General features: G+C 38.4%; 19 protein-coding genes. 8 read left to right on the forward strand and 11 right to left on the reverse strand.

The window, feature by feature from the left end:
• Nucleotides 1-35: 35 nt before the first annotated feature.
• Nucleotides 36-1,682 carry a UxaA family hydrolase gene (locus tag A33Q_RS05380; protein WP_040489973.1) on the reverse strand — a complete coding sequence of 549 codons (1,647 nt, stop codon included), beginning with the start codon at nt 1,680-1,682 and terminating at the stop codon, nt 36-38.
• A 105-nt stretch (nt 1,683-1,787) separates the two neighbouring features.
• On the opposite strand from A33Q_RS05380, the gene A33Q_RS05385 reads away from it, so the two are divergent.
• Genes A33Q_RS05385 through A33Q_RS05405 form a run of 5 tightly spaced genes read left to right on the forward strand, consistent with a single transcriptional unit; the run spans nt 1,788 to nt 6,256 of the window.
• Complete coding sequence (locus A33Q_RS05385; RefSeq protein ID WP_009032490.1) at nt 1,788-2,783, forward strand: sugar kinase; 996 nt, start codon at nt 1,788-1,790, stop codon at nt 2,781-2,783.
• Between the two features lie 19 nt (nt 2,784-2,802).
• Nucleotides 2,803-3,459 carry a beta/alpha barrel domain-containing protein gene (locus A33Q_RS05390; protein WP_009032491.1) on the forward strand — a complete coding sequence of 219 codons (657 nt, stop codon included), beginning with the start codon at nt 2,803-2,805 and terminating at the stop codon, nt 3,457-3,459.
• The gene (locus tag A33Q_RS05395; RefSeq protein ID WP_009032492.1) at nt 3,456-4,469 is read left to right on the forward strand and encodes a TRAP transporter substrate-binding protein; all 1,014 of its coding nucleotides are present in this window, start codon (nt 3,456-3,458) and stop codon (nt 4,467-4,469) included. The genes A33Q_RS05390 and A33Q_RS05395 overlap by 4 nt, the downstream gene beginning before the upstream one ends.
• 6 nt (nt 4,470-4,475) lie before the next feature.
• A complete protein-coding gene (locus A33Q_RS05400) occupies nt 4,476-4,961 on the forward strand; it encodes a TRAP transporter small permease (protein WP_009032493.1) in 486 nt (161 codons plus the stop codon).
• Complete coding sequence (locus tag A33Q_RS05405; RefSeq protein WP_009032494.1) at nt 4,961-6,256, forward strand: TRAP transporter large permease; 1,296 nt, start codon at nt 4,961-4,963, stop codon at nt 6,254-6,256. Before A33Q_RS05400 ends, A33Q_RS05405 begins: the two co-directional genes overlap by 1 nt.
• Nucleotides 6,257-6,259: 3 nt before the next feature.
• On the opposite strand, the gene A33Q_RS05410 is transcribed toward A33Q_RS05405, so the two are convergent.
• The gene (locus tag A33Q_RS05410) at nt 6,260-6,679 is read right to left on the reverse strand and encodes a hypothetical protein (protein WP_152527379.1); all 420 of its coding nucleotides are present in this window, start codon (nt 6,677-6,679) and stop codon (nt 6,260-6,262) included.
• Between the two features lie 122 nt (nt 6,680-6,801).
• On the opposite strand from A33Q_RS05410, the gene A33Q_RS05415 reads away from it, so the two are divergent.
• Nucleotides 6,802-7,554, forward strand: a complete 753-nt coding sequence (locus tag A33Q_RS05415) for a DUF2490 domain-containing protein (RefSeq protein ID WP_009032496.1) — start codon at nt 6,802-6,804, stop codon at nt 7,552-7,554.
• Nucleotides 7,555-7,572: 18 nt separating this feature from the next.
• Here the strand turns inward: A33Q_RS05415 and A33Q_RS05420 are convergent, their stop codons facing one another.
• Nucleotides 7,573-8,034: a copper resistance protein NlpE gene (locus A33Q_RS05420; RefSeq protein WP_009032497.1), complete on the reverse strand. Its 462-nt coding sequence runs from the start codon at nt 8,032-8,034 to the stop codon at nt 7,573-7,575.
• Between the two features lie 193 nt (nt 8,035-8,227).
• On the opposite strand from A33Q_RS05420, the gene A33Q_RS05425 reads away from it, so the two are divergent.
• Nucleotides 8,228-10,771 (forward strand): glycogen/starch/alpha-glucan phosphorylase, encoded by a 2,544-nt coding sequence (locus tag A33Q_RS05425; RefSeq protein ID WP_009032498.1) that lies wholly within the window; start codon nt 8,228-8,230, stop codon nt 10,769-10,771.
• Nucleotides 10,772-10,848: 77 nt separating this feature from the next.
• On the opposite strand, the gene A33Q_RS05430 is transcribed toward A33Q_RS05425, so the two are convergent.
• The 6 genes from A33Q_RS05430 to A33Q_RS05455 form a co-directional block, all read right to left on the reverse strand.
• Nucleotides 10,849-11,607: a hypothetical protein gene (locus A33Q_RS05430; RefSeq protein WP_009032499.1), complete on the reverse strand. Its 759-nt coding sequence runs from the start codon at nt 11,605-11,607 to the stop codon at nt 10,849-10,851.
• 72 nt (nt 11,608-11,679) lie between these two features.
• Nucleotides 11,680-12,738 (reverse strand): formylglycine-generating enzyme family protein, encoded by a 1,059-nt coding sequence (locus tag A33Q_RS05435; protein WP_009032500.1) that lies wholly within the window; start codon nt 12,736-12,738, stop codon nt 11,680-11,682.
• 56 nt (nt 12,739-12,794) lie between these two features.
• Entirely contained in the window at nt 12,795-13,859 is a 1,065-nt protein-coding gene (locus A33Q_RS05440) for a helix-turn-helix domain-containing protein (protein WP_009032501.1), read from the reverse strand.
• 194 nt (nt 13,860-14,053) lie between these two features.
• On the reverse strand, nt 14,054-14,683 hold the full coding sequence (locus A33Q_RS05445; RefSeq protein ID WP_009032502.1) for a sterol desaturase family protein: 630 nt from the start codon (nt 14,681-14,683) through the stop codon (nt 14,054-14,056).
• Between the two features lie 339 nt (nt 14,684-15,022).
• Nucleotides 15,023-15,427, reverse strand: coding sequence for a hypothetical protein (locus A33Q_RS05450; RefSeq protein ID WP_009032503.1), 405 nt, complete (start codon nt 15,425-15,427; stop codon nt 15,023-15,025).
• A gap of 88 nt (nt 15,428-15,515) precedes the next feature.
• Nucleotides 15,516-16,061 carry a ferritin gene (locus A33Q_RS05455; protein ID WP_009032504.1) on the reverse strand — a complete coding sequence of 182 codons (546 nt, stop codon included), beginning with the start codon at nt 16,059-16,061 and terminating at the stop codon, nt 15,516-15,518.
• 226 nt (nt 16,062-16,287) lie between these two features.
• Between A33Q_RS05455 and A33Q_RS05460 the strand changes: the two genes are divergently transcribed.
• Entirely contained in the window at nt 16,288-17,628 is a 1,341-nt protein-coding gene (locus A33Q_RS05460) for a Gfo/Idh/MocA family protein (protein ID WP_009032505.1), read from the forward strand.
• Here the strand turns inward: A33Q_RS05460 and A33Q_RS05465 are convergent.
• Nucleotides 17,625-18,272 carry a hypothetical protein gene (locus A33Q_RS05465; RefSeq protein ID WP_009032506.1) on the reverse strand — a complete coding sequence of 216 codons (648 nt, stop codon included), beginning with the start codon at nt 18,270-18,272 and terminating at the stop codon, nt 17,625-17,627. The two genes, A33Q_RS05460 and A33Q_RS05465, sit on opposite strands and share 4 nt — an antisense overlap.
• Nucleotides 18,247-18,807: a GNAT family N-acetyltransferase gene (locus A33Q_RS05470; RefSeq protein WP_009032507.1), complete on the reverse strand. Its 561-nt coding sequence runs from the start codon at nt 18,805-18,807 to the stop codon at nt 18,247-18,249. Before A33Q_RS05470 ends, A33Q_RS05465 begins: the two co-directional genes overlap by 26 nt.

An 18,807-nucleotide genomic window follows, 5' to 3' on the forward strand; every position in this document is an offset into this window, starting at 1 on the left:
GTATTCAGGCATTTTCTTGTCAAACCTCAATTAACTTAGAGTGATACCCCTCTTTTCCATGGTATAAAGTCATCCTGTCCCAAAATAACTGCTTTGGGTTGAACCTCTCCTGAAGCCACCTTGATAATCATTTCCATCAGCTGTTCTCCAGATTCTTCTATACTCTTTTCTCCAGTGATGATTTTTCCGGTATCAAAATCAATGATATCGGGCATTTTAGCGGCCAGTTCAGAATTAGAAGAAACTTTGATCACGGGTGTAATTGGGTTTCCGGTAGGAGTGCCCAGACCAGTAGTAAACAAGATAATATTAGCCCCTGATCCGGCCAAGCCCGTTGTGCTTTCTACATCATTTCCAGGAGTACAAAGCAAGTTTAATCCAGGTTTTTGAACATATTCTCCATAATCAAGAACATCCATAATGGGTGAAGAACCACCTTTTTTGGCTGCTCCTGCAGATTTGATGGCATCGGTAATTAATCCATCCTTTATATTTCCCGGTGAGGGATTCATGTCAAATCCTGAACCCACTTTCTCAGCAACACCTGCATAAGCTTTCATCAGTCCTGCAAATTTTTCGGCTGAAGATTCTTGCTCGCACCTGTTGATTAATTCCTGCTCTACACCGCATAATTCAGGAAACTCAGCAAGAATTGTTTTTCCTCCTAAAGCACTTAAGATATCTGATACATGGCCCAAAGTTGGATTTGCAGAAATTCCTGAGAACCCATCAGACCCACCACATTCAAGGCCTATGCAAAGTTTGCTCAACGGTGCAGGCTTTCTTTGCTCTAAATTTGCTTCAGCCATTCCCAAGAAAGTTTTTGTGATCGCTTTGGTCAATAGAGCTGTTTCAGTCCCTTCTTTTTGTTGTTCTAAGATGACCAAAGGCTTTGAAAACTGGGGGTTGATTTGATTTAATCTTTTTTCGAGCAAAGCCACCTGCGCATTCTGACAACCAAGGCTTAAGATAGTTCCTCCAGCAACATTCGGGTTATTCAAATAACCTGCAATCAATGCACAAAGCATTTCAGCATCCTGTCTTGTTCCCCCGCATCCTCCTTGATGCGTCAAGAACTTGATCCCGTCTACATTGTCAAAAAACCTTGAATCACCAGTGTTAGCAGCATTTTCAAAACTCAAGGACTCTATTTTATCAGGACCTGATATGGTTATGGTTTCTTTCATTTGTTTGACGAGATTCTTAAAAGGGTTGGGTTTTGCAAAGCCCAACTCCTCTAAAAATGCATGCTTGATAATATCTACATTCCTGTTTTCGCAGAAAACCAAAGGAATGACTAACCAATAATTTCCTGTCCCAACCTGTCCGTCTTTCCTATGATAACCATTAAAAGTTCTGTTGGTGAATTTTGAAACATCCGGAGCCTTCCAAGAATAGGAACCTCGCTTGGCGTCAAAAGTATTGGTAGCATGCTCGATGTTTTCGGTCGTAATTGCAGCACCTGCGGGTAAATTTTTCAGTGCTTTTCCTACAACAGTGCCGTACATAAGAATATGTTCTCCAATATCAATTTCTTGAATCGTAAACTTATGTTTGGCTTTAATTTCATTGATCAAGGTAATTGATTTATCTTCATGCTCAATAGTCTCGCCGGACTTCAAATCTTTCAAAGCGACTAGTACATTATCTAAGGAGTTAATTTGGATGACCTTTTTCAAAATGGGTGTTGAATTTTAATAAATAGAAAACGTTTGCGTAAAGCCTGTCTTAAAACAAGTATTTGAAAATTTAAGGTTTTATTTTAAGGTTTTATATCAAAAATCGATATGGGCAAAAAAATTATTACCATAGGAGAAATAATGATGAGGATGAATACGCCTGAGCACTTGCGTTTCTCTCAAGCGGACACGTACCATGTGACCTACGGAGGGGCGGAGGCTAATGTGGCTATTTCGCTGGCTCAGTTTGGCTTGGAAACAAGTCATGTTACAGCATTTCCGGACAATGATTTGGGAACCAAAGCAAGTTCATATTTGAGGCAAAATGGACTTGACACCCAATTTGTTTATTTTAGAGAAGGCAGAATGGGTCTTTATTTTTTGGAAAACGGCTCTATGCAAAGAGCTTCTAGAATAATCTATGACAGATTTGATTCTGCATTTGCCAATTTTGATGGAAATGAGATAGATTGGGATTTGGTATTCGAAGGAGCAAGCTGGTTTCACTGGACCGGAATTACTCCTGCAATATCCCAAAAGGCAGCAGATCTACTATTAAAGGCGCTTAAAGTAGCTAGCAGTAAGGGTTTGACTATCAGCGCTGATATCAATTACAGGAGAAATCTTTGGCAATATGGAAAAGGCCCTTTGGATATCATGCCGGAATTGATCAGGTATTCACATGTCATAGTCGCAGGAAGTTCGGATTTTGAAAATTGTATGGATATCAAAGTCAACGACTGGGCTGATGCATGTTTCCAGGCCAAAAGTGATTTTCCTAACATCAGGTACATTACCAAAACAAAAAGAGAATCTATATCGGCATCACACAACAGGCTTAAAGGTATACTCTGGAACGGTAAAGAAGTATTAAAATCCAAAACTTATGAAATTACCCATATTGTAGACCGGGTAGGAGGTGGCGACGCATTTATAGCAGGACTGATTTATGGCTTGTTACATACAGATGATCAGGTAGCTCTTGAGTTTGCAACAGCAGCATCTGTACTCAAGCATAGTATTCCTGGAGATGCCAACCTGGTCAAAGTAGAAGAGGTATTTGATTTGGTCCACGACAAAAATGTGGGCAAACTTTTACGATAAACAACAAACCTGTTAAACCATGATTGAAGAAGATGTATTAAAAAAAATAGGGAAAGCTGGTCTTGTTCCTTTGTTTACACATAAAGATCTTGATGTAGCTAAAAAAACAATTGATACCTGCTATGAGGCCGGTATCAGGGTTTTTGAATACACCAACCGATTACCCAATTCCTTCGAAATATTCAAAAGTTTGCAAAGCCATGTGGATCAATATCCAGATCTATTATTTGGAATTGGGACTATTTTCACAGTAAAAGATGCAGAAAAATACCTTCTTGCAGGTGCTGATTTCATCATTTCTCCTGCCATGATTACAGAAGTAGCCAAGTTTTGCTATTCAAGAGGAATCATGTATATCCCGGGTTGTGCTACCATTACTGAGGTTTACCAAGCCATTACAACTGGTTCGTCTTTGGTTAAGATTTTTCCCGGTAATGTCTTGGGACCAGCTTTTGTCAAATCAGTGATGTCTGTTTTGCCAGATGTAAAATTGATGGCCACAGGAGGAGTTGAACCTAATGAGCAAAACCTTAAAGCTTGGTTTGATTCGGGCGTATTTTGTGTGGGAATGGGTTCTCAGCTTTTTGATGTAAAAGCGATGGAAAATGGAGATTTCTCAGGCCTGAAACAAAAGTTGGAAGACTCATTGAATATCATTCAAAAGATTAAAAAATGAGGTCTAAATACCTTTTTAAAGCATTTTCAATAAAGCTGTACTTGCCACTTTTATGCCTGGGAAGTATTATTCTTTTGTCTACCTGCAAAGGGCCGGGCGGTGTCCGCGTAATCAAGTTAGGACATGGCTTAGGAGTGACTCATCCTGTCCATGAAGCAATGGAATACATGGCCGAAGTCCTAGCAGAAAAATCAGGTGGGGAAATGGAAATTAAAATCTACCCCAATCAGCAATTGGGCACTGAAAGAGAATTGGTGGAACTTCTTCAAATAGGAAGTCTTGGGATGACCAAAGTTTCATCAGCTGCAATGGAAAATTTTGCTCCAAAAATTCAGGTTCTTTCCATGCCATATTTGTTTAAGGACGATGAACACAGGGACAGGATATTGAAAGGAGAAATAGGGAAAGAACTTCTTTTGGAAGGAGAAAAATTCTGGCTTCGAGGACTTTGTTATTATGATGCCGGTAAAAGGAGTTTTTATACAAAGAATAAGCCTATAAGTGAGCCTCAGGACCTCAGAGGGATGAAAATGAGGGTAATGGAAAGTAACACAGCCATCAATATGATCAAGGCTTTTGGTGGTTCTCCTACTCCTGTTTCCTATGGAGAGTTGTACACTGCATTACAACAGGGCATCGTAGATGGAGCTGAAAATAATCCACCAAGCCTTTTTACATCAAAGCATTATGAAGTATGTAAGCATTACACCATCAACGAACATTCGGCTGTACCTGACATGGTAATCATCAGCACCAAAGTCTGGAATTTACTCAGTGAACAGGAAAGAGTTTGGCTTCAGGAAGCTGCTGATGAGTCAGCAAACTATCAGTACAAGCTATGGGCTGAATCTGTAGAGTATTCATTATCGGAACTTCAAAAAGCTGGTGTTGAAATCACCTATCCTGAACAGGACGCTTTCAGAACTGCGGTGGAATCCATGTATGATCAATTGCAGACGACGGACCCGGAGATGTTTGAAATTATTGAAAAAATCAGAAATCAAGAATAAGTCAAAATGACCCACCCAAAAACCAAAATTCTTGTAGATAAGATAGTGTCCGTTTTCCTTATGTTTTTGATGGGAACAATGGTCTTAAATGTGACATGGCAGGTTCTTTCAAGGTATGTGGTACAAAATCCCGCCTCCTTTACAGATGAATTATCCAGATACATGTTGATTTGGCTTGGTATGCTTGGAGCTGCTTATGTGGCGGGTAAGGACCAACATTTGGCCATTGATATTTTACCTCAAAAACTCGAAGGGAAAGCTAAAATCAGGTTAGTTGTTTTGATTAATTTGATTGTGATGCTCTTTGCATTTTTAGCTATGGTTCTTGGAGGTAGCAATCTGGTCTACATTACTTTTATTTTGGAACAAAAATCAGCTACTCTTCAACTTCCATTGGCCTACATCTACTCTGTTATTCCAATGAGTGGTTTGTTAGTGATGTATTACAATTTTTACCAGATCTCTACACAACTCAAAACCCAAAAGCAGTAATGGAATATATCAGCATCATTATTCTGGTTTTGACATTTGTTTTCCTGATGGGAATTGGGGTTCCAGTAGCCTGGAGTTTAGGGATTTCAAGTTTTTTAACCTTATTGGTATCTGTAGCCGCTGTACCATCAGCGACTACCATAGCGCAGCGGATGGCGACAGGTTTGGATAGTTTTGCCTTGTTGGCAATCCCGTTCTTTATTTTGGCTGGAGAAATAATGAATAGAGGTGGAATTGCCAATAGATTGATAGAATTGGCCAAAGCGGTGACAGGTCGCTTGCCTGGAGGATTACTCTATGTAAATGTAATTGCAGCCATGCTTTTTGGTGCCATTGCTGGATCGGCGGCAGCAGCTGTATCAGCTATTGGAAGTATTCTTGGAAAGAGAATGAATGATGAAGGTTATCCCAAAGGTTTAGGGGCTGCCGTTAATATCACCTCATCTACTACAGGATTGATCATACCTCCTTCCAATATCCTGATAGTTTATTCACTGGCTTCAGGAGGTGTTTCCATAGCAGCATTGTTTGTTGCAGGGTATCTACCTGGCCTATTTATTGGGTTGCTTTTGATGTTGACAGCTGCATTTTTTATCAAAAAGCATAATCTGCCTGAAGGTGAAAGAACCAGTTCTAAGGAGGTGATCAATAAAACCGGTAGAGCATTTCCTTCATTAATGCTTCTGGTGATTGTAATAGGAGGAATTGTCGGAGGGATTTTTACTGCTACTGAAGCTTCAGCTATCGCAGTGGTTTACACTTTAGCTTTATCTTTTTTTTACCGAGAATTGAATTGGAAGGAAATTCCCGCAATCTTGCTCAAGTCCAGTGAAACAACAGCCATTGTCATGTTGCTGATAGCAACTTCCATGAGCATGTCTTGGGTCATGTCTGCTGAAGATATTCCCCAAGGAATCAGTGAGGCACTACTTTCTCTCAGTGATAATATTATTGTGATTCTGATCATTATCAATCTTCTTTTGCTTTTTGTAGGAATATTCATGGACATGACGCCCGCGGTTTTAATATTTACACCTATTTTCCTTCCTGTGGTGACTGAGTTAGGTGTTGACCCTGTGCATTTTGGAATTATTATGATTCTTAATCTTTGTATAGGATTGTGTACGCCCCCAGTAGGATCTGTTTTATTTCTTGGTGTTCAAGTGGCCGGTATGAATATTCAAAATGTAGTCAAACCTTTGCTCCCGTTTTTTCTAGCGATGATCATTGGATTGGTGGTTGTCACCCTTTGGCCTGGACTTACACTTTGGTTACCAAACTTGTTTGGGCTTTGACTTTTACCGTTGTACCAATAAAGGTTCGTCCCAGCCCCTTAAAATAATTTGATAGTTTTCTGATAAAGAAATATTTAAATCTCTAATATCAAAAATAACCTCCTTAGTGAAAAATGCGGCACATGCACTAATTGGACTGTAGGTGATTTTGGCCTTCAACGTAGGGGGCTGGGAATCAAAAACTCTTTCAGAAAATACCAAAGTAAAGTCCTTGTCGTCATCGCATCCGCTAAATCCAACGTTTAGATGTAACCTTTGATCGATTATCTCAGCCTCAGCAACAAATACGATAACAGGAAAGTCTTCATCAAAAAATTGGGTGTTCACTATGACATTTTCACTTTGAATTTGATTGATGTCCTGGTTTTCCTGACACGAAAATAGAAAAATTCCACAGCTTATCAGAATTAGAAGATGATTCAAGATTTTATGCATTGCGTCTAAACTGAAGTTTACTCTAGTTGTTAAGGTAAGGATAAATTGTAAGGTTTTGTCCTGAATCTTAAGAATCTTATTTTTAAAGAAATTCAACTAGACAGTCTTAAATGAAAAAGCTCCTTATTTTTATTTCATTGTTTTTCTTTTCACTGGTTGTCAGAGCCCAAAGAGAAATTCGAGTGAATCCTGAGATGTGGTGGGGTTTGATGAGTTCAGGCCAGATTGCCCCTAATTGGTCTCTTTGGCTTGATACACATCATGTTCCTGATTTATTTCTGATTGTAAGAAGTGGTTTGACTTTGCATACCCAGGATCAAAGAATTGCATTGACCGCAGGGTATGCAAGACTTGGTTTGACCACTCCATTTTCAGAAGGAAGGTTGATAAGACCGGAAAACAGGCCTTGGGGACAAATAGTCTACAGGCTGCCATCAACCTCAAAATTTTCCACCAGTCTAAGATACAGACATGATATGCGCTACAGGGCCAATTTTGACAATGATGAAATTATAGATGGCTTTGGGTTAAATCACAGGATGCGCTTTAATGTTAGTTTCAGGTATAATTGGGGAGAGGTCTTGGATCAAAAATTCAATTTTGCAACTACTTTATTCAATGAATCTTTGGTGACTGTAGGCCCGTCAATTGCTGACAACCCATTTGAGCACAGAGTTTTTGCCCTCTTTAGTTTTAGCAGAAGGGCAGTTACAGTTTCCCCTGGTTATCATTTACGATTGGCTACCCCGAACCCCGAAACACTTAGAATCAATCATGGACCATTTCTTTGGGTAACGATCAATTACAGATTAAAGAACTTTAGACGTCATCTGCTCAGGGAATTCCCTGGTGACCATATCTAAGTATATTTGCCGAAAATATCAATCCATATTTTTGCGAAGGGCATAATTTTCAGCTAATTGGCCTGTAATTCTATTTCCATCCATATCTAAGTGAAAAAGTACATTTTCTCCTACAAAATACTGATTAGGTCTTTCTTCATTTTCCAAGGTGATTGTATTCCCTGCATCATTCCAGGAATATGTACCTGTTGATTCATAAATTGAATCATTGTTTTTACCCAAATAAACTGATTTTTTGACATAAGAAAAGGAGGGGCCAATTTCAATTTTTGTTTCAATACCCTCACAATCGGCGCAAGGTAAAACTCCCTCATACAATCCTTCATAATCCAAAGCGAGTTGGGAGGTATGTTCATCTGGCGGGAATATTTCATCAGTACTGCTCATTTCTTCTGAATTATCTTTTTTAGTGCCTTCACAAGCACCTATTATGGCAGAAACAAAAATTATCAGGAAGAAGAAGAGTGTATTGAATTTCATAGGATTATAAAATAAAGGTGGAAAATATATGACAATATACAGTTTGATCCTACTTGCTACAAATATGGGCTTTCATTTTCAATAAATTTATGAGAAGAGTCTGATAGCTTGTTTTTGGGGTTCTAAGGTGAAGACTTTTATTAAGCGCTGTATTTGGTTAACTTTCGAGCCTTAAGAATTAAATTCTGAAAAAATGAAAAAAAATAAAACAGCTTCTGATGTCAGGTCTAAACTTGAAGAAAAAGGCTTGGACAAGCAGGAAATACAAAATATTTTGATTGAAGATGCTAGGACAGGACTTAGCGTAGAAGCTCTCAAGAGAGCTATTTCCAATAATCTTTTTTATGCTCAGGGAAAATTCCCCGAAATAGCTACCAGACATGATTATTACATGGCTGTTTCCTATGCTGTCAGAGACAGAATTCTAAATCGCTGGGTTGGTTCAGTTAAGCAATATCTTAACAGTAAAAATAGAGTAGTTTCTTACTTGTCAGCCGAGTACCTCTTGGGGCCCCACCTGGCCAATAACTTGATCAATTTGGGAATTTACAAACAAGTAGAACAAGCAGTCAAAGAACTGGGCAAGGATCTGGATTGGTTGATAGAAAAAGAAATAGAACCTGGATTAGGAAATGGGGGATTAGGTAGATTGGCTGCCTGTTACATGGACTCTTTGGCTACTTTGGAAGTGCCTGCAATTGGATATGGGATCAGATACCAATTTGGGATTTTTGAACAGGATATCAAAGATGGATGGCAGGTCGAAGATACCGACAATTGGCTTAGAAGGGGCAACCCATGGGAAATCGAAAGAAGAGAACTCAACTATGAAGTCAAATTTGGAGGGCATGTACAACATTACACAGACAATAATGGTAAGTTTTGCAGTAACTGGATTCCTGACCTGGTAGTAAAGGGAGTCGCATACGATACCCCGATTTTGGGATATAAGGTCAATACCACCAATACTTTAAGGCTTTGGAAATCTGAAGCACCAAAATCCTTTGATTTTCAGGTCTTTAATGCTGGAGGTTACAATGAGGCAGTAAGGCAAAAAATTGTCTGCGAAAACATATCTAAGGTCCTTTATCCAAATGACGAACAAGAGGAAGGCAAAATACTAAGATTACAGCAGCAATATTTCTTTGTATCATGTTCCTTGCAGGATATGATCAATATCCACCTCAGACAGGGAGATAAGATTCATGACTTCCATCAAAAGTTTGTTGTGCAGCTCAACGACACCCACCCAGCTGTAGGTGTGGCAGAAATGATGCGATTGCTTTTGGATAAATATATGCTGGATTGGGATGATGCATGGGATATAACAACAAAAACCTTTGCCTATACCAACCACACCTTATTACCTGAGGCATTGGAAAAGTGGGATTTGGAACTATTTGGTAAGGTACTCCCGAGACACCTGGAGTTGATTTATGAAATCAACAGAAGATTTATAGACAAGGTAACTGTGCGGTTTTATGGTGACCACCAGAAAATTGCCAGTCTTTCTTTGATCGGTGAGGGCCCAAGGAAATATATTAAAATGGCCAATTTAGCAGCACTCGGAAGCCAAGCGATCAATGGAGTAGCAGCTTTACACACTGATCTGCTCAAGAAAACGGTCATGAAAGATTGGTTTGAACTATCTCCTGAAAAGTTCAGTAACAAAACCAATGGAGTAACTCCAAGAAGGTGGATGGTCTTAAGCAATCCACAACTGACAGAATTGATAAGTAGTAAAATAGGGGAGGGATGGATAAAAAATCTGGATGAATTAAAAGATCTTGAGCAATTTGCAAAGGATAAAGCATTCCAGAAGGCATGGATGGAGGTCAAGCATGACCAGAAAATCAACCTAAGCAAAAAGATCTTTCAAAGAATGAGGCTGACGGTTGACCCTGATTCACTTTTTGATGTACAGGTGAAGAGAATCCACGAATACAAAAGGCAGTTGTTGAATGCTTTACATGTCATTACACTTTACAACAGAATCAAGCAAAAACCTGAAGCCGATATAGTTCCAAGGACGGTAATTTTTGCGGGTAAAGCAGCACCCGGTTATAAAATGGCAAAACTGATTATCAAACTGATAACTTCCATCGGTGATGTGGTCAATAATGATTCAGATGTCAATAAAAAATTAAAGGTGGTCTTTTTCCCGAATTATAATGTGACCAATGCGCAGAAGATTTATCCTGCAGCAGACCTTTCTGAACAGATTTCTACTTCAGGAAAAGAAGCTTCCGGTACTGGAAATATGAAACTTTCCTTAAATGGAGCTTTGACTATTGGAACTTTGGATGGTGCAAATGTGGAAATCAGAGAATGTGTAGGAGAGGAGAATTTCTTCCTTTTTGGCTTGACTGCCGATGAGGTGGAAAATACCAAAGCTAATGGTTATGACCCTTACGACTATTATAAAAATAATCCTGAACTGAAACTGGCTATTGATCAAATCAATGAAGGGTATTTCTCCCATTTAGATCCTGATACCTTCAAGGGCTTGGTAAGATCATTGATGTTTGATGATCAGTACTTGATACTTGCAGACTATCAAGCCTATGTAGATGCTCAGGAAAAGGTAGCAGAGACATTCAAGAATAAATCAAAGTGGGCCGAAATGTCAATATTAAATGTGGCAAGGATGGGCAAGTTCTCAAGTGACAGAAGTATAAGAGATTATTGCAAAGAAATCTGGAAAGTAGAACCTGTCCCAGTAAAACTTGAAAACTGATTAATTCACTTATAAACTACTTTTAATACTAGCAAATAATCCCTTGGTCTGTAGCTAAGGGATTTTTGTTTTGAATATTATTCAAAATTTAAGGCCATAAAAATCCCCACATGAAATATCATCCTATCAGTAATGGAAGACCATTGTCTGACACTCTCTGAATAAAACATTCTGAACCCTGGGTTTTCAAATCCCAGTCCATCATATTCTCTTGTTTGGTAACTGGAGCGCTCATACCTGGCCATATTCAGCATCACCTGTATCCCCATGGAGTCATTGATCAAATAACCAATTCCAAAATCACCACTGTATGTCAGTAGTACATCTTTGAAAGAGGATTGCCCCAACCTTTGTGGGAGCTCATCTATAACTCCTTCTGAAGAGCAATTGGGACAGTTGACATTTACCAAGTCATATTTAAAGGCTCCAACACCCTTTTCCAAGCCAATAAAACCAGAAGCAATTAGGTAAAATTTTGGACTCATTTCAAAGTAATAATTGAAAAATGGTCCAAAACCAATCATTGTATTTTGAAGGTTTGATTCTATAGTCGAACTGATTCCTGAAGAGCCCTGTCCATTCAATGCCAATCTTTCATTATATGCTCTTAGACTTCCTTGAACTCCTACAAATAACTCACCGAATGTCCTTACACCGATTCTATTCCTCCATTCCAAGCTTGAGTAATCATCGGCATTTTCTACTATTCTATTTTTTGCTGTCGGAAACGAAGGGGAAATCTCAGAGGTAAACAACCACCTGGAATAAAAATCCTGTGCCCAAAGCAGTTGAGCTGAACAAAAGAAAAATACTATGCTGAATAAAAATTTCTTCATACAGGACTTATATACGAAATCAAGCACAAATATATTTGATTGAAGCACTGTTTCAACTAAAAAATTTTAAATCTACTCCACATCCCGAACGCAGCGGAAGCCAATATTGCTTGTACCGCTTTCATAATCCTGTCCCTGACGGGCTGAGGGTCTGTAATTGATACAATAATCATCGGCACATAAAAAGGAACCTCCTTTGATGACTTTTTCCAAGGCATAAGGGTTGGTTGGATTATAACATTGGGAAATACTGGAGTCTAAAGCAGGAGCATTGCCGGCCAATCTTCGAAATTTGATGGCATCATACCAATCAGAAGTCATTTCCCAAACATTACCGATCATGTCATAAAGGCCATAATCATTTGGAGGGAAACTTTTTACAGGTGCTGTACCTTCAAACCCATCCTCAGCTAAGTTATTATTTGGAAATTCACCTTGAAAAGTATTGGCCATGAAACTCATTTGAGGCTTGTAGGTATCTCCCCAAGCATAGCGTTGATGCTCCCTGCCTGACTTGGCTGCATATTCCCATTCTGTTTCGGTGGGAAGCCTTTTTCCGGCCCATTTGGCATAAGCCTCCGCATCTTCGTAGGCGATATGTACAACAGGATGATTTTCCAGACCTTCAATATCAGAGCCAGGTCCTTCAGGGTGTTTCCAAGATGCTCCAAGAACCCATTTCCACCAAAGACTTATGTCATGAAGAGGAACTCTCGAAGAGGGAGCGGAGAAGACCATTGAACCCGGTTGCATGTTTTCCTCGGGCGGCTTAGGAGTACCAGGAGGCAACTGCTTTTTCATTTCTTCCCAATCAGGTGTCTTTTCTGCCATGGTAACATAGCCCGTCTCAGCTACAAACTCAGCAAACTGAGCATTAGTGACTTCAGTTTCATCCATCCAAAAGGCCTTCACTTTGCGCTTGACTGCTGGTCTTTCTACAGGGTAAGATTCAGGATCGTTTGTCCCCATGAAAAACTCACCCTCAGGAATAAAAACCATTCCATCTTTTGACCTGACGATTTCTATTTGCTTAGAAGTATCATAAAAAGTTGAATTTGAGCTTGATTTTTCCTTGCAAGAAAAAGTAACAAAAAGAAGCATTGGGACAACTACAGCTAATATAAATCTCATGGGTGAACAAATATTGAAATTTAAACTTAATAGCTCCTTTGCTAAAAACCTAAAATTCAAACCAAAGCCTCCATTCTCAAAAGGATTTTTTTCCTCAGCTTATTGAAAAACTGATTTCTTTCTTTTTCACCGATACTGCTGATCATTGTTGACTTTTTGACCAGATTTTCCAAACTGACAAACATAGAATCATTGAATTTTGGATCTCTGGAACCTAGAAAATATAAAACACTATGGTTCAAATAAGTAATTCTCACGCTATCCACTTCCGCCATAAAGGTATTATCTCCAATAATGAATTCATTGACAAACATCCTGAACTCAAGACTGTCTTCAGAAGGTTCCTGATTTATTCCAAATTTCTTACCTTTTTCGGCCATTTTTTCCAAGTGATCCACTATTTCCAACATGCATTGGTAGAGTTTTTTCGAAACATCAACAGATTGAATGATACCCATTTCTGTATATAAGTCTATCTGGCGCAAAGTGGTATTGATTCCTTCGACATTCCAAATTTCAGTGCTAGGAATTTTATTGTACAATCTGGTAATTTTGGAGCAGGCTTCTTTATATTTTTGGGTAAAGCCCTCTTCCAAAGAAAACTTTATGCCTTTAAGATTATCATAATGAAGAATTGATTTTTTCCAAAAAAAGAATTTGAAGTTGGCCAGCTCCTCTTGATAGAAATGATAAAAGGGCGGCATATCTTTCACCAAGAAATAAATATGTTTGTTTTTGTGGCTATTCACCATTTCCAATTGTGCCTGCATATCATCCAGCCAAGCATCAAAACTTAAATTGTCATATTTGTTGAGTTTGCCCTGAAAAACTATGGCGTCGGTTTGAAGATTAAATAATTGATCCAGAGAGACATTGAAATATTGACTGATTTTTTTGATTTCATCCAAATCGATGAACTTTTCTCCTCTGATTCTTCTGTAAGCAGAATCATTGCTAATATCCAACAGGTCTGAGATTTCATCCACGAGTGATTTGTAAGGAGGCAACAAACTTTTCAAATATTGAAAAAATTGTACCTGAATGTCTGAAGATACCATAGGCTGAGTCTTAAAATTGTTGTTCTGGATAAAAGACAAGACAGTGAGTTTGGAAAACAACATAATTCATAAATTTGATATCAGAATTTAATTCTGTCAATTAATTATTTATGTTTCCATTAATACAATTTAAGAATATATATCAAAATTAAATTAAGAGAAACATGCAATTTTTTGAATATTTTAAATAATATGATTTTTACCTGAAATTGTTATTCAATGGACATAGAATAGTGTAAGAATAGCCTTTAACCTTATCAATATTGTTTGTCATTTTTTGCTTTCCCATCAAAATAGTACGCTTTCATTTTTTCGGATATGGTAGATTCTTTTGGAGGCAGTGTTCCAAAAAGCCAATCCCACAAAGTAGTACTGAAGCTAAAACCTTTATCAGGATGCTTACCATGGTGGTGCATATGTACCCTCTGAACATTTGGAAACAAGAATTTGCCCCATCTTTGATGTAGGATGTAGTGGACCATACTGTAAATCAAAAATCCATTAAGAAATCCCGCAAACAAGGTGAAGTAATTGTTCCAGTATACTGCTAAAGCACTTATTGCGATGGCGGATACTATTGAAAATGTGCGCTGTCTACCCGTTATTCTAATTTCAGTTGGATGCTTATGATGATTCATATGCATATGATAGGGGGTATTGTCCAGCTTTCGGTAAGTACTATGCATCCAAAATCTATGCATAAAATACTCAGTAAAAGTCCATGCTAAATATCCAATAGCCATCAATGCCATAAAGAAGATGGAAGGATTAGCCGTTATCGCTGCAATACTGAATAGCAGGCTGATGATTGCAATAAAGATTAAGAGGCATTTGATAGCTTCTTTTACCTCCTGTTGTTTTTTGTTGATAATGAGTGCAGTTTTCATGGTCCTAAAATTTTTGGTTGATAGTCAAATTGAGTTTCAAATAAAACTCTGATTGATGTTATCGAAATTAGGAAGTAGACCAGGCTTGCACGAATTGATTTTCAAGCTTGAAAAGTTGACTCACCTGATTTTTGAATAAAAAAGCTCAGAAATGAATAGCCCAAGAATGAGAATTAGCAACATTCAAAAAAATGCCTAAAAGCAATTGCATATTCTGCTTAATTAAACAAGGTGAAGACAAATCAGGAGCAAAAAATAGTATCTGTAATTTTTCTATTACTAGAATTAAATTTTTTAAACACTGATAAATACAAAAGAAGGAATTTTCAATAAAGCAGATTATGCTTTTGGGAAAGGTTGCGTCAGTTTGTCTCGGACAATTTCCTTGAGTGATTCACCTATCAATACAATAGAAGCAAACATCAAAAGAATATCTTTTACCAGGTGAAGATAAATTAGCTGCCAGACGGCATTCACCTGCAAGTCAGAGGAAAGAATTACAATTCCTGAAATAAGAAAAAAAAGAAAAGTTGCTATTCCCCCAATCACACCTGTTTTTGGACTTTTGAAATGTAAAAGTAAAAGTCCTGGAATAATGACTAAAACTACCCAGATTCCAGCCATCCAAAGTTTGCCCTTGTCAAACTGAAAAGAGAGCAGTACAACAGACCAAATATAGATTGCGATTCCAATTCTTAGGAGAGCTTTACCGACTTGTTCGATTTTAAGGAGATTTGTGACCATGCTGGATATTATTAGTTCAGTAATAAATATAGGCAAAAAAATTACGGCCTGTTTAGGCCGTAAGAATTTTCAGTGATGTATAACAAATTTAAGCTCCTCCCTCAGCGACAGTTGCATGGAGTTTACCCAATTCCTGATCAATGGTCCATAGCCCAACACCTTCTTCTCCGATAATTTCAAAAAGCTCCAAGGCTCTTCTTGCTATGGTTTCTTCTTCCCGCTGTTCAGTTACATACCATTGCATAAAGCTGAATGTGGCAAAATCTTTTACACTGAAGGCATGATCTACAATGGCATTGATAGATTTTGTAACTTTGATTTCATGCTCGAGAATCAATTCAAATACCTCTCTTAAAGAATTGAAATTATGTCTGATCCCATTGATTTCCGGCTGAATGGCATGACCTCCAGCTTCATTGATATAATGGAAAAGTTTCATCATGTGCATGCGCTCTTCATCCGCATGTGTATAAAGATATTTTGCAGCATTTTCATAACCCATCATCTGGCACCAAGATGCCATTGACAAATAATAGGCTGAGGATCTGCCCTCCATTTCAATCTGCTGGTTAAGTAATTTCTCTGTATCGTGCAACAAGGAGCGTTGCAAAGTAACAATTTCACGTGCTTTCATAAGTATGAGTCTTTTAAACAAATTTAACCAATTTAGTCTGTTTTGCCTGATTTACAACTTTTCGAATTGAAATTTGGAATTAGTATAAGTTAAATTCTAAAGAAGCTCAGGCAAGGTTACCATTTACCATGGTTCATGTCTTTATTGGTATGAATCATCTTTTTACTTATCACAGAATATTTTAACTTGAAGACCTTCAATAAACCTTTAACCTAATTAAACCAAAATGAACTCAAGAAGAAAGTTCCTTCAAACTAGTCTCCTGGCAGGTGCAGGTCTAAGCATACCCTCATATGTGGACGCTGAAAGCCTGAGAGCGCTGGCCAATAAAATTTCTCCCTCTGACAGATTGAATTTCGCTGTGATAGGATGCAAGGGAATGGGTTGGTCTGATATGAATGCCCATCTCAAAATTCCAAATGTACATTGTGTAGGCTTGGCCGATGTTGATGAATCAGTTCTTGAACAAAGGTCAAAGGACGTAGAAGACCAAAGAGGTAAAAAGCCCAAAGTGTACAGAGACTACAGAAAAATGCTTGAAGACAAAGATATTGATGCAGTCATTGTAGGTACACCGGATCATTGGCATTGTTTGAATCTAATTGATAGTCTTTCTGCCGGAAAGCATGTCTATGTAGAAAAACCAATTGCCAATACGATTGAAGAATGTAACCTGATGGTAAAAGCTCAACAGCGATATGGTAAGCTGGTTCAGGTAGGGCAGTGGCAAAGAAGCGGTTCCCAATATGCTGAAGCGATTGATTATGTCAAATCAGGAAAATTGGGCCAGATAAGGCTTGTGAAAACCTGGGCCTATCAAGGCTGGATGAAACCTGTACCTGTTTTACCGGATGGCCCGGTTCCTCAAGGTGTAGATTATGATATGTGGTTAGGCCCTGCCCCAAAAAGGCCCTTTAATGAAAATAGGTTTCACTTTAATTTTAGGTGGTTTTGGGATTATGCTGGTGGATTAATGACAGATTGGGGAGTACATGAAATAGACATTGCACTCCATGCAATGGGCGTCAAAGCACCGAAGTCGGTGATGGCGTCAGGTGGCAAGTTTGCCTACCCTAATGATGCATCAGAGACTCCTGATACATTGCAGACGGTTTATGAATACGATGGATTCAATATGCTGTGGGAGCATGCTACAGGAATTGATGGAGGAAATTACGGAACTACCGAGGGTATTGCATTTATAGGCAACAATGCTACCTTGGTGGTCAATAGAGGAGGGTGGAAAGTAATCCCTGAAACTGAAAATAAAGATGGGCAGAGAGTAAATAAAGTGGAAGAAGTTCCCCATTCCCGACCAAGTGGAAATGCTTTGGAAATTCATGCCCAAGGTTTTGTGGATGCTATCACCGGTAATGATGCCTCAAAGCTCACTTGTGGTATTGAAACGGGCAGTATTGCTGCTATCAATGCCCAGATGGGAAATATAGCTTATAAAACAGGTAAAAAGATATATTGGGATGATCAAAAAGGACAGTTTTCTGATCCTGAATCCAATGACCTGATGAAAGCGAATTATCAAAATGGCTGGGAATTACCCAAAATTTAAAATTGTCTAAAACTACTTAAATCCAAAGGAAGGGCAACGGCTCCACTGACCTGTTGCCCTTCTTTTGTTTCATAAGTATTGGAAATTCTCACCAAGTTATTAGTTAAATCAAATTGTAATTGAATTGTTCCTGATACTCCTTCTATAACATCGGTCCAGCTCCCCGAATTATTGGCCGAAAGAAAAATTTTGATTGGGGTACTGAAATTTTTCCCATCCAATTCGTCCTGATCAGCTCCCTCAAGAATTTCTTCAGATACGACTTCAAATGTCCCATTTTGAATAGGAAATTCGGGCAGATTGATACCTTGATTGACAGCGTAGATTGGAATTGCATAAAGACTGCTGCCCGTTGGAGGCTCATCTTCAAATTCCTCTGAAGTAGAAAGTTCAAGTAAAGCTAATACATGTGAATTTTCATTACTTATAGAAACCGGTCCAGTCAAAGAAAATTTTACTGAACGGAATTCAATTCTCTGACCATTCACTAAAATATTGTTGATCAATTGTAATGGAGGTCTTTCAACATCCTGAATTTCACAACCTGATACCACCAACAAGTGGAAAAGTGCTATAATTTTGAATGATGTTTTAATCTTGGATAAAAACCTTTTGAAGTTACCAGCCATTTTCTCTTTTGACATAAGGCCATTCATTTTTCAGTATACTGAAATAAATGGTATCTCTTCTTCGCCCATTAGTCATTACGGTATGACTCCGAAGCACACCCTCTTCGATTGCATGGATATTGCTCATGGATCGTCTTGCTTGCGTATTGAGGACATCTGTCTTGAATTCAACTCTCTCCAAATCCAAGACTTCAAAACAATAAGTCAGTAACAAGCCTTTTACTTTTCCATTGATTCCTACACCTTGAAATTCTTTTCCAAGCCAAGTCCAACCTATTTCCAACCTTTTGTCCCGCTCTGAAATATTTCCAAATGCTGTTGACCCTATAATTAAACCTGTTTTTTTGTCAATTACCGTAAACTGAACCCTTTCCCCGTTAAATGCGGGAGATGCCCACGACTGTAGCCCTGCCAAGCTAGAAAGGTCATGCGTGTACAACCTCCACATATCAGGTTCTACAGTTAACTTCAAAAAGTCCTTTAAATCAGACTCTTCAAGGGGCCTGAGGAGAATCTCTTTATTTTCTAATATTAATCCTTTTTCGATCAT

Origin of the sequence: Indibacter alkaliphilus LW1, assembly GCF_000295935.2 — a bacterium.
Taxonomy (GTDB): Bacteria; Bacteroidota; Bacteroidia; order Cytophagales; family Cyclobacteriaceae; genus Indibacter; species Indibacter alkaliphilus.